Origin of the sequence: Olleya sp. Ti.3.14 (genome assembly GCF_038154885.1) — a bacterium.
Classification (GTDB): domain Bacteria; phylum Bacteroidota; class Bacteroidia; order Flavobacteriales; family Flavobacteriaceae; genus Olleya.
The window spans coordinates 234,984-250,457 of record NZ_JBAKAO010000002.1 but is presented as its reverse complement, the minus strand read 5'-3'; the positions used below and the strand labels follow the sequence as shown (position 1 = coordinate 250,457).

The following is a 15,474-nucleotide window of genomic DNA, read 5'->3' as shown; positions in this document are numbered from 1 at the left end:
TTTAATAATTATTTAGGTTCTGCTTTCGAGATAATTCTAGGATATTTATTCTTAATATTATCAATCTTCTCTTTAAGCTTTTCACTTTTAAATTGAGGTGAATTAGAGTCATCATAACTAGCTTCCATTTCTTTAAAAGAACGGTTATATAGTCTTTGTGCTAAACGCTCTCTTAACTCCGTGTAAGCACTTACTAACTGATCATAAACCACGATAAATGTTTCATAATCTGTAGCTCTAGAATGTGTTATAGAAACGATAGCTTTTGATGGATGATCAGACGAGGCTGGATCCTTTGCTCCGTTACAGTAATCACACTTAGTTCCCTCAGTTCCCTCTCCTGCTCCATTATCAATAAACTTGATAGCTGCAGCTTTAAGGTCTTTAATTTTCATTAATTCTTCTTCAACCAACATTTGGTTGTCTTTGTTCAATTCAACAGTAAAAATGTTTTTCTGTTTAATTTTAACTTCAGGTGGTGGAATATCTGGTGGTAGTTTAGAACTAATACCAGAGTCCACTTCTATAGTTGTAGTAACTAAGAAGAATATTAATAATAAGAAGGCAATGTCAGCCATAGAGCCTGCATTAACTTCTGGTGCTGATCTTTTTGCCATAATTATTTTATTAGTTTTTTAATACCTGAGAATAACATTGCTCCAGCAGCTGCTAAAATTAGTATATAAAAAGCTACTAATCCTGCTCCTACCATTTTAGATTCTCCTTCTGTAGCTACAATCCCATTATAGAAGTACTCTTTAACATCTCCACCAGATACTGCATAAGCAATAACCAATACTAATAAGAATGCTCCCAATCCTATTAATGTATTTTTAAGAGATTTTCCTCCTGTAAATAAATTTTTAAATACAAAAAACACTACAAAAGCTAATACTAATCCTAGAATGATATAAGCAACAATTGCCATAGGGTCAACTATTGAAGTATCTCCATCAAGAGCTGCAGCTTTAATCGCTTCATCTCCTTTTGCAATAATGTTAACTAATATACCAATTCCAGCCAAACTCAATACTAAAGCAACTATTTTTAAAATCTTGTGCATAATCTTTAATTTTTAAAGTTAGTAATTGAGTAAATTATTTTTTGTACTTAGATAACATATCCATTAAGTTAATAGAAGAGTCTTCCATATCGTTAACAATACTGTCTATCTTAGCGATAATGTAATTGTAAAAAATTTGTAATATAATTGCTACAATAAGACCAAATACAGTAGTTAATAAGGCAACTTTAATACCTCCTGCTACTAATGATGGTTGCATATCTCCTGCAGCTTCAATTTTATCAAATGCTTGAATCATACCAATTACAGTTCCCATGAACCCTAACATTGGTGCTAAAGCGATAAATAAAGAAATCCAAGATACGTTTTTCTCTAATTGTCCCATTTGTACTCCACCGTAAGCAACAACTGCTTTTTCAGCAGACTCTAAGTCTCCATCTGCTCTGTCTAAACCTTGGTAAAAGATAGAGGCAACAGGTCCTTTTGTGTTACGACAAACTTCTTTAGCAGCTTCTAATCCACCTGATTGAAGTGCATCTTCTACATCTTGTGTTAACTTTTTAGAGTTAGTTGTAGATAAATTTAAAAAGATAATTCTCTCGATAGCAATTGCTAATCCAAGAATTAAACATAATAATACAATCCCCATGAATCCTGGTCCACCTTCAATAAAACGTTTTTTAAGTTCTTGGTGGAACGTTAAGTTTTCGTCTGCAGTTGCAGCAGCAGCATCTGGTTCATCTTGTGTAAGTACTACAGTAGTTGCAGTCGTCATTGCTGCGTTAGTAGTTGCATTTGCAGTTCCGAATGCCATGATACACGCTATGGCTAGGATAGAAAATAATCTTTTCATTTTGTTGTTCTTAATTTTATTAGTTAAAGTGTTAAAGATATAAAAAAAATGTAATTAAAAATAAAAATTACAAAAAGAGATAAGTAAAATCATACAATTCTACTTTTCTTCCTCTATAATTTATCAAGACAGTTAAATATCTTGCAGAGAGGAAGGGATTCGAACCCTCGATACGCTATTAACGCATACACGCTTTCCAAGCGTGCGCCTTAAGCCACTCGGCCACCTCTCTGTAATTATTACTAATTACGGTGGGCAAATAACAAAAAAATATCCTAAGGTTAAAATTTTGAGGGTTAATTTTAAGACATTTCTCCACGTAAAGACGTTTCATATATGGTTTTGAATAAGTTAGGAGATATATTTTCTCCTAATAAATACATTAATTTACACAATGCTGCTTCTGTAGTGATATCTTTTCCTGAAATTAAACCTATTCGCTTTAACTTTTCACTAGTTTCATATTGTCCCATTAAGACACTTCCTCCGGAACATTGCGTTACATTTATAATTGGTACACCTTTATTTATGGTCTCCTTTAATAACTGTAAAAACCAGTCTTTTGTTGTACAGTTTCCTGCGCCATAGGTTTCCAATATCACTCCTTTTAGTCCTTCGGTTTTAAAAATACTTTCTAAAAGGTTTCTTGAAATTCCTGGAAACAGTTTTACTAATGCAATATTTGAGTCTAAATCCTTATGTACCACTAGATCTTTTCTAGTGTTAGGTTTAAATAAATACTCGTTATTAACTTTTAGGTGCACACCACTTTCTGCCAAATCCGGATAATTTAGACTTGCAAAAGCCTCAAAGTGTTCTGCATTTATTTTAGTGGTACGATTGGCTCTGTACAATTTATATTCAAAATACAATCCTACTTCTTTAATTACAGGTTTATTATAATATTGTAAGGAAGCGATTTGAATTGATGTTATTAGGTTTTCTTTTGCATCTGTGCGCAAATCACCGATTGGCAATTGGGATCCTGTAAAAATAACTGGTTTTGCAAGATGCTCCAACATAAAACTTAAGGCTGATGCAGTATAACTCATGGTGTCGCTACCATGTAGTACTACAAATCCATCAAATAGCTGATAGTTTTGCTGGATAACCTCAGCTATTTGCACCCAATATTTAGGTTCCATATTACTGGAGTCTATTGGCTCTTCAAAGGAATAAGTTTCTATGGTACACTCTAGTAATTTTAACTCTGGAATACGGTCTAATAAGTTAGCAAAATCAAAAGCACGTAATGCTCCTGTTTCTGGATCTTTTATCATACCAATGGTTCCACCTGTGTAAATAAGAAGTATGTTAGGAATAGTTTTAGTCATAAGTTTTTTTAGCTACCGAAAACTGCTTTAGAGTTCTCTGTTGTAATTTGAGCAATTTTTTGTTCGGACACTTCATATATATCAGATAACTTTTCAATGACCTTTATTATGTAGCTACTTTCATTACGTTTACCTCTAAATGGTTTTGGAGCTAAATAAGGTGAATCTGTTTCTAATACAATATGTTTTAAATCTATTTGATTTAAAAACTGATCGATCTTTCCGTTTTTAAAAGTTGCTACGCCTCCAATACCAAGTTTCATGTTATAAGAAATGGCTTGATGTGCTTGCTGTAATGTTCCTGTAAAACAATGAAAAATCCCAAATAAATCGTCTGATTTTTCGTCTTCTAAAATTTCAAAAATCTCATCAAATGCTTCGCGACAATGGATAACAATGGGTAGTTTGTGTTGTTTTGCTAATGCGATTTGTTTTCTAAAAGCATCTTGCTGAATGGCTAAGGTGTTTTTATCCCAATATAAATCTATACCAATCTCTCCTACTGCGTAAAATTTATGTGTATCTAACATCTCTGATACATGCGCCAACTCTTCTAGATAATTATCTTTAACATGCGTTGGATGTAAACCCATCATTAAAAAGACATGTTCTGGATAGTCTTTTTCTAGTTGCAACATACTTGTCGTGTAGGTACTATCAATTGCTGGAATAAACAATCTAGAAACGCCAGCTTCCAAGGTACGTTGCATCATATCTGCCCTATCGTTGTCAAAAGCTTCGCTATATAAATGTGTATGTGTATCTGTAATTATCATATCGCAAAAATAAAAAAGTCATCATGGATATGATGACTTTTAGTTAAGTATTTTAAGACCTTATATTTAAGACTGTTTTTATTCTATTTTATTTAATAATTTATGTGCTTGATCATAGTCATCTGCATCTTCTGGTATTGTTTTTAATATCTTAATACATTCTGCTTCTTTTTGTTGTTTCAATTTACTTAAGGCTAAGTACCATTTTGCTTTATTGTTATAGGCAGAGCTTCCTTGTGAGATATCACCTAATATTGTTTCTGCTTTAGCAAAATTATCTAATTCTATATTTGTAATAGCGTAATAAAAATTGTACTCAACGTTATCAGGATTGTCTTGCAATAATTCTTCCAAATACACTTTAGCTTTTTTATAGTCTTTGTTATTAAATGCTTTTGTTGTTTTTATTAATAAACCCACATTCCCTTCTGTACTTCTTACAGCAAAATCTACAGTGTCATGTGTGTTAAAATCAGAGTAATTGGCACCTCCAGAGAACTGATTGTACGCAAAAAAGCCCATTACTAATGCTATACTTGCTGCAATTGCTAGTTTATAAAAATTAAAAGTCCTTTTACGCTCTATTGGATTTTCTTTATTCTCTTGTTTGACAAAATACCTATGAGAAATAGTATCTAAATTGGCTTTAAAATCTGCAATTTGGTCTTTATTACCAATCTCATGTTCCAAATTAGCAGACAATTGTTTGTAAATTGTAAAGGCTTGCTTAAACTCTTGATCGGTATTTAATCTATTTTCAAAATCTAAGGATTGTTGATCAGATAAGTCGCCAGCCAAATAGTTTTCAAAAAGGATATAATCTTGTTCTTCCATAGCATTAATAATTAAGTTGATTAAACGTTGGCGACTCTTTAACTAACTTGGTTAATTGTCCTATACATAAGGATTTTTTCTTTCTTGCGTAAGCATAACTTACATTAAGACTTAAGGCTACTTCTTCCATAGATTTTATTTTAAATGTAGCTTTTAGCAAATCCTTGCAGGCATCTCCTAATTTTTGAAACATCTGATTAAATAATATCTGTTTGTTTTCAAAAACAGAGGTTTCAAAAGATAACTGATAAGCGTCGTCATCTTTAGATAGCACTTCCTCATTTATTGTTACCTCCTTATTATCTCTTTTTTTCAAAACATTAAGCCATTTGCGTTTACATAATAAAAAAAAGTAAGCATCAAAAGGACAGGTTAATTGTAAGTTTTTTTGACTGCCTTGATTATATATAGTTAGTATGGTGTCTTGGATAATGTCTTGAGCACTATCTGCATCACCACTGTTTTGTTTGATATAATTAATCACTTTAGGCGCAAACTTATCATATATGGCCTGAATAATAAAGGAGTTATTGTTTACCAATCCATCCACATACTTCTGGTCTTCGTGTATTTTTTTTTGACTCATAAACCCTTTGTTTCCAACGAATTTAAAAAAACTTAGCAAAACAAGGGTAACAAATTTTAAATGGTTTTGATATAAGGGTGTAACAGTCAAAATTAGACAGCACACACAAACTTAAAAAACAACAATTTAAAACTTAGAAATTATGAACGTACTACAAAACAATCCGGAACACGTTAGCAACATCAAAATTAACGTGAGTAAAAAAGCAATTTTAATTATAGCAACCGTAGTGTTAGGCTTTTTAACCTAAATGCAACTAACCAAAATAAACCACTTAATAGTAATACATCCATTGAGCTTTTAAAAGATGAATTGATTACAGTTTACGACTGGACAGTTGTAACTACTAATGGCACATATTCTGGAACTGCTACAACATTATTTGAAGCCAAAAAGCGATCAAACTTAGTTGGGCAAAACGAAGTTGTTTTAGAAAGAAAAATTACCAATTATTATGTATTAAAAAGTGACCTGCTTAAAACAGAAAGTCGCCTATACTTTTGGGAAGTAAAAAGCCAAAAAGGATACGCTAAAGGTTATGCTACCTCAGAAGCATCTGCAAAACAAATGATACGTCTAGTAGCAGAAGGAGATATAATTTCTCATAAAATAATTGCTAGCGGAAATAAAAAAGAACACTAAATAGGGTAACAAAATAGGCACACTATTTATATAACTATATAAACCTTTAAATTATAAAATCATGAAAAATTTAAAAACAATTTTTGGAACAGTATTAATGACCTTAACATTACTAACTAGTTGCGAGACTAAAGATGATGGAGACAATGACTTTGACAATGCTATTGACATTGCAACAGCTCAGGAATTTAAAAATATTAAAGATACAGCCTTAGCTAATCTAACTCAAAATTTCACCTTTAATGCAGACGACGGAAACATTACTTTAACCTCTGCCAATGGAGTACAAATTAATATTAACGGTAATTGTCTAACCTTAAGTGGTAATCCAGTAACTGGACAAGTACAACTAGAATATGTAGAGTTGTTTGAAAAAGGAAATATGCTTACTACAAACAAACCTACTATGGGAACACTACCTAATGGTGATAAAACCTTATTAATTTCTGGAGGCGAATTTTTTATAGAAGCCACACAAAATGGTAGCGCATTAGACACAACCTGTGGTTTGCAACTTATTATACCTGCTAGCTTAACAGGTGGAGCAGATCCATTAATGTCACTTTGGGAAGGCGAGATTGATGCAGAAGATAATTTAACTTGGGACGAGGTAGATAATGCAACAGGTCAAGGTGGTGTTTTTGTAGAGGGTAGCGAGTATTATGGATTGTTACAAGGTTTTGGATGGTCTAATGTTGATCGTTTTTATAGCGACCCAAGACCAAAAACATTAATCCAGGTACAAGCTCCAATAGGTTACAACTTTACTAATAGCGCTGTATATTTATCTTATGATGGTGAAGATTCTGGACTTGCTGCTTTAGATACCTACGACGGAACATTAAATTTATTTAGCGAACATTATGGACAAATACCAATTGGTTTAGAGTGTCACGTTATTTTTGTAACAGAAGACAATGGTGTTTGGAGATATGCAATCAAACCAGTGACAATTGTAGCAAATGATATTATAACGTTTACTATGGATGACACAACAACAGGAACAGAAGCAACCTTAACAGCTTTAATAAATGGTTTACCATAAACCATTAGCCTACTTAAACTTAAAAGTCAGAAATTAATTTTTCTGACTTTTTTTATGTTTAAACATCTATTGTTAGATACCGTTGCTTTACTTAAAACCTCCACTCATAGATTGAAAAGCTAATATCAATATTTTTATTACTAAATTTAATCTCTAAACCACACCACAAATGAAAACTATAATCGCTATTATTTTCACCCTAAGTCTAACCAATATCACTTTTAGTCAAGACAAAGTAATAGATACGACTAGACGTACTGCAACCATAGATTATAAAATAGAAGGCAAACAAGTACAATTCTCTCCAAATGCACCACAACTAAATCAAATAGCTGGTGCGCCTAAAGCGTTTTACACAAATTATTGGGAGTTTGGAGATGGTACTTACAGCAAAGAAAATAATCCTACTAAAGTTTACAAAAAATCAGGAGACTATGAGGTAAGACTTTGGGCTACCAATAATTACGACACAGGCAAACCACCAACCACTAGACCTAAAAAAATAAGAGTTAACACTGCAGATGACACCTACCCAGAGCAAGCGTCAATGGAAGATGCAATAGATTTACAACGCAACAGTGAGCCTATTCCAGAAGAAGAAATAGTAGTAATTTACAAATACAAAAACACAAAAGACTACACTACAAACGGTAAAATCTATTTGTTTTATAACGAAGCAAAATATGGAGACGACAATTTTAAAATCACAGATACTAGAACGTATCATGGCGAGATTGCACAAGATAACGACAACCTAGTTTACACCTCTAAACCAGAAAACAAAACCTATTACGCTTCCGCAGAAATTCAAAGCTTGCGTAAAACATTTAACCCACAAGATTCTACTGAAAGACAAAATCTACCATTAACACTTGCCGAAGCTAAAGCCAACTATAAAAACTCAAGCCAGTTAAGCTTTAGCAACATGCAACCAAATGAAGAGCGTAATATATTTTACACCCTAAAAACAACACCAGAAATGCTAAAGGATACAAGCGCAATAATTTCGGTTAGAGGTGTTTATATTCCAGATAATAATTATGACGACCATAATGTAAAAGACATGGAAATGGAAATTGTAACCTCTCATGATCCTAACAAAATGTCCTCAAACGCTACTTTTTTAAACTACAGATTAGTACGTTACAAAAAACCTAAATTTAAAATTAGATTTCAAAATAATGGCGAAGGTCCTGCAACCACAATTAGACTAGAAACAGACATACCAGATATGTTTGACAAAACCACTATTGAAGTTTTGGACATGTACCCAAAAGTAAAAATTTGTCCTAAATACGAGGTCCAATATAGTTGCCTAGATACAAGCTATACACAAAAGCAAGCCATATTTACTTTTAAAAACATTTATTTACCAGGAAGCCAGCAAAAAAACGTAAAGGTTTATGACTCCACAAAAGGTTTTGTACAATACCGCATTAAGTTTGGTAAGGATTTTCATAAGCAAAAAACCAAATCACGTACTGCTATAATTTTTGACAAAAACGCCCCAATAATAACTAACTATTCTACAACACGTTTTTTACCAGGTATATCTATTGGTGCAAAAGCTGGTTACAACCTATTCTCGGATTTAGATAATTCTAAAAGTTACTTTGTTGGCGCCACAGTATCGCCTTACAAATCCTACAAATGGTATTGGCAAGTAGAGCTTTTAAACAGTTTTCATAGCTTTGATAGTGATAGATTGGTCACTCAAACCATTATTGGCGAACCTGGAATAGACGACAGGATACAGCGCACAACAACCACCAAATTCTATGACAACATAGATTGGGAAATCCCTGTATTAGCAAGATATAACATTAATAATTACATTGGTCTTGGAGCAGGTTTACAAGGCGCACTATCCATTAGCCAAAAAAGTACAGAAAACATTTTAATAGAAGAGTTTGAAAACACAAACATACAACCACCATTTTTACTAGATTCATCACAAACCGCTACCCAGAACACAGAGACATTTACAAACTTCAGAACCGGTTTTTTAGTAGAAGCAACTGCTGGATTTGCCAGAATTGGTCCAAGTATTGGTGCACGATATCTATTCAATTTTAAAACAAATTATAATTACATGCAGTTTTACGCTATCTGGAAATTTTAGATAGAATTAATTTGATTTATACTTTTAATAATGAAATATAGCCTTGTCATATTACTATTTTTAGTCTTCGGAAGTAGTTTTTCACAAGATTTAGAAGAAAGTATTTATGTTGCTACTGAAACATTTAACAAAAATAGAACTACTCAAACCTTTTCCGATTTACTTAAAAACGAAGCTGAATTCTCTTCAAAATTAAAAACAAAAGACCATTATTTTGCCTATCTATTTTTGTTAGTCAATAAAGCAGATTATTTATATCAAAGTAACCAACAACCCCAAGCTATTACTGCTTATGAGGCTGCATTGGACGTTTACAACACACAACTATTAAATAAAACCTTTGTGTATGATATTACAGAGTATTGCTTAAAACCTTTAGGTATACTTTATCATAAAATTGGTGATTATACTAATGCAGAAAACACAATTAAACACTATATTTTTCTTGCTGAAAAACAAAAAAACAATCCACACAGAATTAGTGGTGCCATAAACCTAGCTAATCTTTATTATACTCTTGGCAAATTTAATGCAGCACTTAATATAGCTAAAAATGGCTTAGATATAAAAGGAGCTTCAGCTATACAAAAGCAAGCATTACAACAGGTAATTAATAAAAGTGCTATTCAAAATAATTCTGAATTAAAAAAGAACCCTAATGTATTGGCGTTGAAAAACAAGTATGATAACGATAGTAAATACCATTTAGCGCTAAAAAACAAAGATTATAAAACTGCATTATTCTATTTTGAAACTAAATATTTACACATAAATAAGGGGACACTAACCGCAAGAACTATAGCAAAATTAAATTTTGAAGAGGCACAATTACACTATAAATTAAACGATTTTAAAAACACTTCGGTAAAACTAAAACTGGCTTTACAAGCGTTATTACCAAATTATAATCTAGAAAACTTACCAAAAAAAGAAACTCTTTATCCTGAAAACACATTTATTGATATCTTTGATTTATTGGCTTTACTACAATCCAATCTTGACAATACTTTAGCCTGTTATGACTTAAGCTTTTACGTTTCAACATTATTGACTAATAACTTAACCTCACAAGAGTCTAAACTCATCCATCTACATGCCAATCGTAAACGCAGTGAATCTATAATAAGTGCACTTTATAAGGCCTATCAAAACACTAAAGACACAACCCTAGTTACACAAGCTTTTGCATACGCTGAAAAAAATAAAGCTTCGATTTTAAAAGAAATAATTGGAAAAAAAACACTGTTAGAACGTCATCCAACAGACACCTTATTAATAAAAGAGTTAACATTATTACAACAACAAGAGCTTTTAACAAATACCTTAATTAAGGCCCAATATCAACAAGATGTAAAACAGATTAATAAATTAAGTCAAGAGTTAACATCAGTTAGTATTGCGTTAAAAAAATTAAAAGCTAAAATTAATGCTAAGTATCCTGAACCTAACGATGTAGATATTTCAATCTCAAAACTACAACACAAATTAAAAACAGATCATGCTGTGTTGGTCGAGTATTTTTATGGCGAAAATCATATTTTTCAGTTTATAATTTCGGCAACAGCCATAAGCTTAAATAACATTACAAGAGATGCTGTTTTTAATACAGCTATAAGTGACTATATCCATTATTTTGATAACTCATCTGTTATAAATAATAACATTCCACAATTTTCCAATGCTGCTTTTAAACTATACAAAGCATTACATTTTGACAAAACTCTAGCTTTTAAAAATGTAGTAATAATTACGGATGGCTTTTTAAATTTTATTCCTTTTGAAAGTTTACTAACCCAATCCACAGACAGCAAAAACTATTCTAAAATGCCATTTGTTGTCAACAACCAAGTATTAGCGTACAATACTAGTGCTTTGTTTTATTTAAACGCATCAGATTTTAAATATGACGATAAAGTCTTGGGTGTGTTTCCTGTATTTGATAATAGTGATGCAAAGCTAACCTACTCTTTAGACGAAGCTAAAAGTATTGACAAACAAACAAATGCAAAGTTTTTAATGTACCAAGATGCCACTAAAAGCAATGCGATGCTACAAGCTAAAAATTATGGCGTATTACACTTATCTACACACGCAAGTAGCGGAACATTTACCATCCCTGCAAACATAGATTTTATAGATCAAAAATTATTTTTAAACGACTTATACAGTCTTAATCTTAAAAATCAATTAGTAGTCCTTAGTGCTTGCGAAACTGGTATTGGAAAATTACAAAAAGGAGAAGGCAGCATGAACTTAGCAAGAGGTTTCCAATATGCAGGTGTTGAAAATTTATTGTTTTCATTATGGAAAATCAATGATTTATCAACCTCACAACTAATGGCTTCGTTTTACAAAAATTATAGTCAATCAAACTCTCCATTTATAGCTAATCGTTTAGCTAAATTAGATTATTTAAAAGATCAATCCATTTCTAACATAAAAAAATCACCTTATTACTGGAGTACCTTTATCTATTATGGTCATTTGACACCAGAAAGACCATCGGTAAATTCAAAATATATCATTTTTGCTTTTATTGGTTTAGGGATTGCTTTACTTTTATGGATTATAATACGTAAACGCAAAAATGGACCAAACGCTTAAAGATTTTTTATTTGCCAAAGACTATATAAGAGTCAAATTAAAACTAACAAAAACTAATCATTTTGAAATTAAAGCGTCCATAAATGGCTATAAAGGCTTATTTATTTTAGATACTGGTGCATCAAATAGCTGTGTTGGTTTTGAGGCAGCTAAAAAATTTAGCTTAAAAAAGGTTAAAGATTCTGAAATTTTAGCTGCAGGAGCTGGCGCAATAGGTATGGTTACTCAAGTATCTAAAAATAATACCATCAAGATTGGAAGACTTAAAATAGCAAAGTCTGCTTTAGTATTATTTGATTTAAGTCACGTTAATACAGCATTAATAAATCATAACGCACAACCAGTTGATGGTATCATTGGAGCAGATGTATTAAAAAAAGTAAAAGGAATAATTGATTACGAAAAAAAATATTTGTACTTAAAAAAATTAGTCTAACAGCTTATTTTTTTATAATTTTAATTACCAAAATCCAACCTTTAAAAGACCTCACATAATATGAAAGCATCAATAGTAATAGCAGATGACCATCCTTTAATGCTTAGAGGATTATCTGATTTTATTACCTCTAGAGGATTTAAAATAATTGGAAGTGCCGAAGATGGACAAACTGCCTACAACTTAATAGTAAAACTAAAACCAGATTTAGCCTTACTTGACATTAGGATGCCAAAAATGACAGGTTTAGAAGTAGCTGAAGCTTGCTTTAAAAACGAATTAAATACCAAAATTATTCTAATTACATTTGATAACGAAGAACATTTATTTGATAGAGCTAGAGCTTGTAATGTTTATGGTTATATATTAAAAGAATTTGCGGTTGAAGAAATAGAAACCTGTATTAAGCATGTATTAAAAAATGAAGCTTATTTTAGCGAAGAGATTGCCTCATACTTAAATTCAAAAGTTAGTTTTTCTAGTTCTAATTTATTAGAAATATTAACACCTACCGAATTAAAGGTGGTTAAGTTACTGTCTGATAAATTAACCTCAGCCGAGATCTCAAAAGAATTAGCCAGCTCTACTAGAACCATTGAAAAGCACAGAAGTAATATTGTAAAAAAATTAGACTTAAAAAAATCGCATAACGAGCTTATGTTATGGGCTAATATGAATAAAGACCTTATTAAAAACACATAGACTTTTACGTAAAATAATTGTTAGCTTACTTCATTTTATTTTAAAAACAAGTAATTTTCATAACAAACACGGACAATTACAGCTTTAATTGATATCTCAATTAAAGCTTTTTTAATATAATAAAGTCTGAAAAAAATACGTAGTTCTACGTATTTCACAGGTCATTTATTACTTATATCTTAGCAGTGCTATTAAATCAATTTTTAGGGAAAATTGGTAGAAGCTCTAAAACGACTAATTGTTTTAGAGCTTTTTTTATGCAATCTACTTAATTAAAAATACGTAGTTCTACGTATTTCACACCTCAATTATTACTTATATCTTAGCACTGCTATTAATCAATTTATGAAGAACTGAGAAAGCTCTAAAACATTAATTTGTTTTGGAGTTTTTTTTTGGAATTCACTCAAATAAAAATACGTAGTTCTACGTATTTCACACGTTATTAATATCTTTTATCTTAGCAGTGCTATTAAATCAATTTTTAGGGAAATTGAGAAAGCTCTAAAGCAATGTTTTGTTTTGGAGCTTTTTTTTACGCTAGACCTTAATAAAAATACGTAGTTCTACGTATTTCATATGTCCTTTGTACATTATACCTTTACAATGCTATTAATTAGTTCTTAGGGAGAATTATTTAAAGAAAACTCTGCGCTGTAATGGTGCAGAGTTTTTAATTAATTAAAATTATGGATTTAGAAAAGAGAACACAAGAGCAAAACCGTATAATCGCTGCTTGTATTATTATACTAGCAGTCATTATAATTGCTTTTAATATTTTTATTTTTTTAAAAAAATAGATGTAAAAAAAAAAGGAACAACATTTAGTTATTCCCTTTTTTTTTATAAAACTATTATGTTTACTAAAGCTCTAAAGCTTTTTTAACATCATTGTTCATTAGTAATTCTGTTGGATTTTCTAATGCTTCTTTAACAGCTACTAAAAAACCTACACTTTCTTTACCATCAATTATTCTGTGGTCGTAAGATAAAGCAACGTACATCATAGGATGTATTTCTACTTTACCATCAACAGCTATAGGACGCTCAATAATATTGTGCATTCCTAAAATACCACTTTGTGGTGGGTTAATTATAGGAGTAGATAACATACTTCCAAATACACCTCCATTTGTAATAGTAAACGTTCCACCTGTCATTTCATCTACAGTAATTTGACCATCTCTAGCTCTAAGTGCTAAACGTTTAACTTCAGACTCAACACCTCTGAAAGATAAATTTTCGGCATTTCTAATTACTGGAACCATTAATCCTTTAGGTCCAGAAACAGCTATACTTATATCTACAAAGTTAAAAGTTTTCATTTCTTTTTCATCAATCATAGAGTTAACTGCAGGATACATCTGTAATGCACGCACAACTGCTAATGAGAAAAAGGACATAAATCCTAAGCCAACACCATGCTTAGCTTTAAAAGTTTCTTTATACTCGTTTCTTAATGCAAAAATTGGAGACATGTTTACTTCGTTAAACGTAGTTAACATGGCTGTTGTATTTTTTGCTTCAACTAAACGCTCTGCCACTTTACGACGTAACATTGACATTTTAGTGTTAGTCGAGCTACGATCTCCTCCAGTTGGAGTTCCCATAGATGGTACAGCTTTAACTGCATCTTCTTTAGTGATACGTCCATCTTTTCCTGTTCCAGCTATGGATGATGCATCCAAATCCTTTTCAGCTAATATTTTCTTAGCTGCTGGACTTGCTGTACCAGAAGCATACGTTTTTGTTGCTGGATTAGGAGCCTTAGCTGCATCAGTATTAGGTGTTGCTTTTTGATCTTTAGCTAAATCTTTTTCAGCGTTTGTGTTTCCGCCTTCATCACCACCTTCAAAAGTGCTACTTGCTGGTGCTTCTGCACTTGTGTCAATTAAACATACAACTTGACCAACTGCGACAGCATCTCCTTCTTCAGCTTTAAGCGTAATAATTCCGCTTGCTTCTGCAGGCAACTCTAAAGTTGCTTTATCACTATCTACTTCAGCAATTGCTTGGTCTTTTTCTACATAATCACCATCTTGAACTAACCATTCTGCTATTTCAACCTCTGTGATAGATTCGCCTGGAGAAGGCACTTTCATTTCTAAAATCATCGTAATGTAACTTTATATTGTTGTGTTATTTTTATTTTTTTGCTAAATCTAATTGAATAAATTCAAACTTATTATCCGTTCCTAATAGGAAATACCCATTATAAACACCTTTATCAAAAGTAATTGTATAATTGTTTCCTGAACGAACTGTGTCTTTATATTCAATTGATTTAATTTTCCCTAAAGCTTCCATATTTACCTCTTTTGTAAAGTACGCTTTTGTTTTTTCTAGGGTTAAAACTTGTTTAAAATTTTTATCAAACATGTTAAAAATACTAGTAACATCTCCATTGTTATAATGGTTTTGAAAACTAGTTACTGCATTTTTATAGTTATCTTTTTCTTGAGCTATTCCTAAACAGGATACCAAGAGTGCTAGTATTAAAAGTAACTTTTTCATGT

At 31.5% G+C, this 15,474-nt stretch carries 15 protein-coding genes and 1 tRNA gene; 6 read left to right on the top strand and 10 right to left on the bottom strand.

Going from position 1 to position 15,474, the window contains the following annotated elements; genetic code table 11:
• Window positions 1–8 precede the first annotated feature (8 nt).
• The 8 genes from V6251_RS05330 to V6251_RS05295 form a co-directional block, all read right to left on the bottom strand.
• Window positions 9–617, bottom strand: a complete 609-nt coding sequence (locus V6251_RS05330) for an ExbD/TolR family protein (RefSeq protein ID WP_028284233.1) — start codon at window positions 615–617, stop codon at window positions 9–11.
• Window positions 618–619: 2 nt separating this feature from the next.
• Entirely contained in the window at window positions 620–1,063 is a 444-nt protein-coding gene (locus V6251_RS05325; protein ID WP_292946751.1) for a hypothetical protein, read from the bottom strand.
• Window positions 1,064–1,097: 34 nt separating this feature from the next.
• Window positions 1,098–1,877: a MotA/TolQ/ExbB proton channel family protein gene (locus V6251_RS05320; RefSeq protein ID WP_028284231.1), complete on the bottom strand. Its 780-nt coding sequence runs from the start codon at window positions 1,875–1,877 to the stop codon at window positions 1,098–1,100.
• Between the two features lie 144 nt (window positions 1,878–2,021).
• Window positions 2,022–2,109: transfer RNA gene (locus tag V6251_RS05315), tRNA-Ser, on the bottom strand.
• 70 nt (window positions 2,110–2,179) lie between these two features.
• Entirely contained in the window at window positions 2,180–3,211 is a 1,032-nt protein-coding gene (locus tag V6251_RS05310) for an asparaginase (RefSeq protein ID WP_341587329.1), read from the bottom strand.
• Window positions 3,212–3,219: 8 nt separating this feature from the next.
• Complete coding sequence (locus tag V6251_RS05305) at window positions 3,220–3,987, bottom strand: TatD family hydrolase (protein WP_341587328.1); 768 nt, start codon at window positions 3,985–3,987, stop codon at window positions 3,220–3,222.
• A gap of 78 nt (window positions 3,988–4,065) precedes the next feature.
• Entirely contained in the window at window positions 4,066–4,821 is a 756-nt protein-coding gene (locus V6251_RS05300; protein WP_341587327.1) for a tetratricopeptide repeat protein, read from the bottom strand.
• Between the two features lie 4 nt (window positions 4,822–4,825).
• Window positions 4,826–5,407 carry an RNA polymerase sigma factor gene (locus tag V6251_RS05295; RefSeq protein WP_341587326.1) on the bottom strand — a complete coding sequence of 194 codons (582 nt, stop codon included), beginning with the start codon at window positions 5,405–5,407 and terminating at the stop codon, window positions 4,826–4,828.
• A gap of 312 nt (window positions 5,408–5,719) precedes the next feature.
• Here V6251_RS05295 and V6251_RS05290 point away from each other — a divergent pair, with 312 nt between their 5' ends.
• The 6 genes from V6251_RS05290 to V6251_RS05265 all read left to right on the top strand — a co-directional run bounded on the left by V6251_RS05290 (window position 5,720) and on the right by V6251_RS05265 (window position 12,958).
• Window positions 5,720–6,049, top strand: a complete 330-nt coding sequence (locus V6251_RS05290) for a hypothetical protein (protein ID WP_341587325.1) — start codon at window positions 5,720–5,722, stop codon at window positions 6,047–6,049.
• A 61-nt stretch (window positions 6,050–6,110) separates the two neighbouring features.
• On the top strand, window positions 6,111–7,094 hold the full coding sequence (locus tag V6251_RS05285; RefSeq protein ID WP_341587324.1) for a hypothetical protein: 984 nt from the start codon (window positions 6,111–6,113) through the stop codon (window positions 7,092–7,094).
• 169 nt (window positions 7,095–7,263) lie between these two features.
• Window positions 7,264–9,216, top strand: a complete 1,953-nt coding sequence (locus tag V6251_RS05280; RefSeq protein WP_341587323.1) for a PKD domain-containing protein — start codon at window positions 7,264–7,266, stop codon at window positions 9,214–9,216.
• Between the two features lie 30 nt (window positions 9,217–9,246).
• Entirely contained in the window at window positions 9,247–11,820 is a 2,574-nt protein-coding gene (locus tag V6251_RS05275) for a CHAT domain-containing protein (protein ID WP_341587322.1), read from the top strand.
• Entirely contained in the window at window positions 11,804–12,256 is a 453-nt protein-coding gene (locus V6251_RS05270) for a retropepsin-like aspartic protease (RefSeq protein ID WP_145005951.1), read from the top strand. The genes V6251_RS05275 and V6251_RS05270 overlap by 17 nt, the downstream gene beginning before the upstream one ends.
• A gap of 60 nt (window positions 12,257–12,316) precedes the next feature.
• On the top strand, window positions 12,317–12,958 hold the full coding sequence (locus V6251_RS05265; protein ID WP_292943554.1) for a response regulator: 642 nt from the start codon (window positions 12,317–12,319) through the stop codon (window positions 12,956–12,958).
• 863 nt (window positions 12,959–13,821) lie between these two features.
• Here V6251_RS05265 and odhB read toward each other — a convergent pair.
• Window positions 13,822–15,072: a 2-oxoglutarate dehydrogenase complex dihydrolipoyllysine-residue succinyltransferase gene (odhB, locus tag V6251_RS05260; protein ID WP_341587321.1), complete on the bottom strand. Its 1,251-nt coding sequence runs from the start codon at window positions 15,070–15,072 to the stop codon at window positions 13,822–13,824.
• A gap of 31 nt (window positions 15,073–15,103) precedes the next feature.
• A complete protein-coding gene (locus V6251_RS05255) occupies window positions 15,104–15,472 on the bottom strand; it encodes a DUF3887 domain-containing protein (RefSeq protein ID WP_341587320.1) in 369 nt (122 codons plus the stop codon).
• Between the last annotated feature and the right edge of the window lie 2 nt (window positions 15,473–15,474).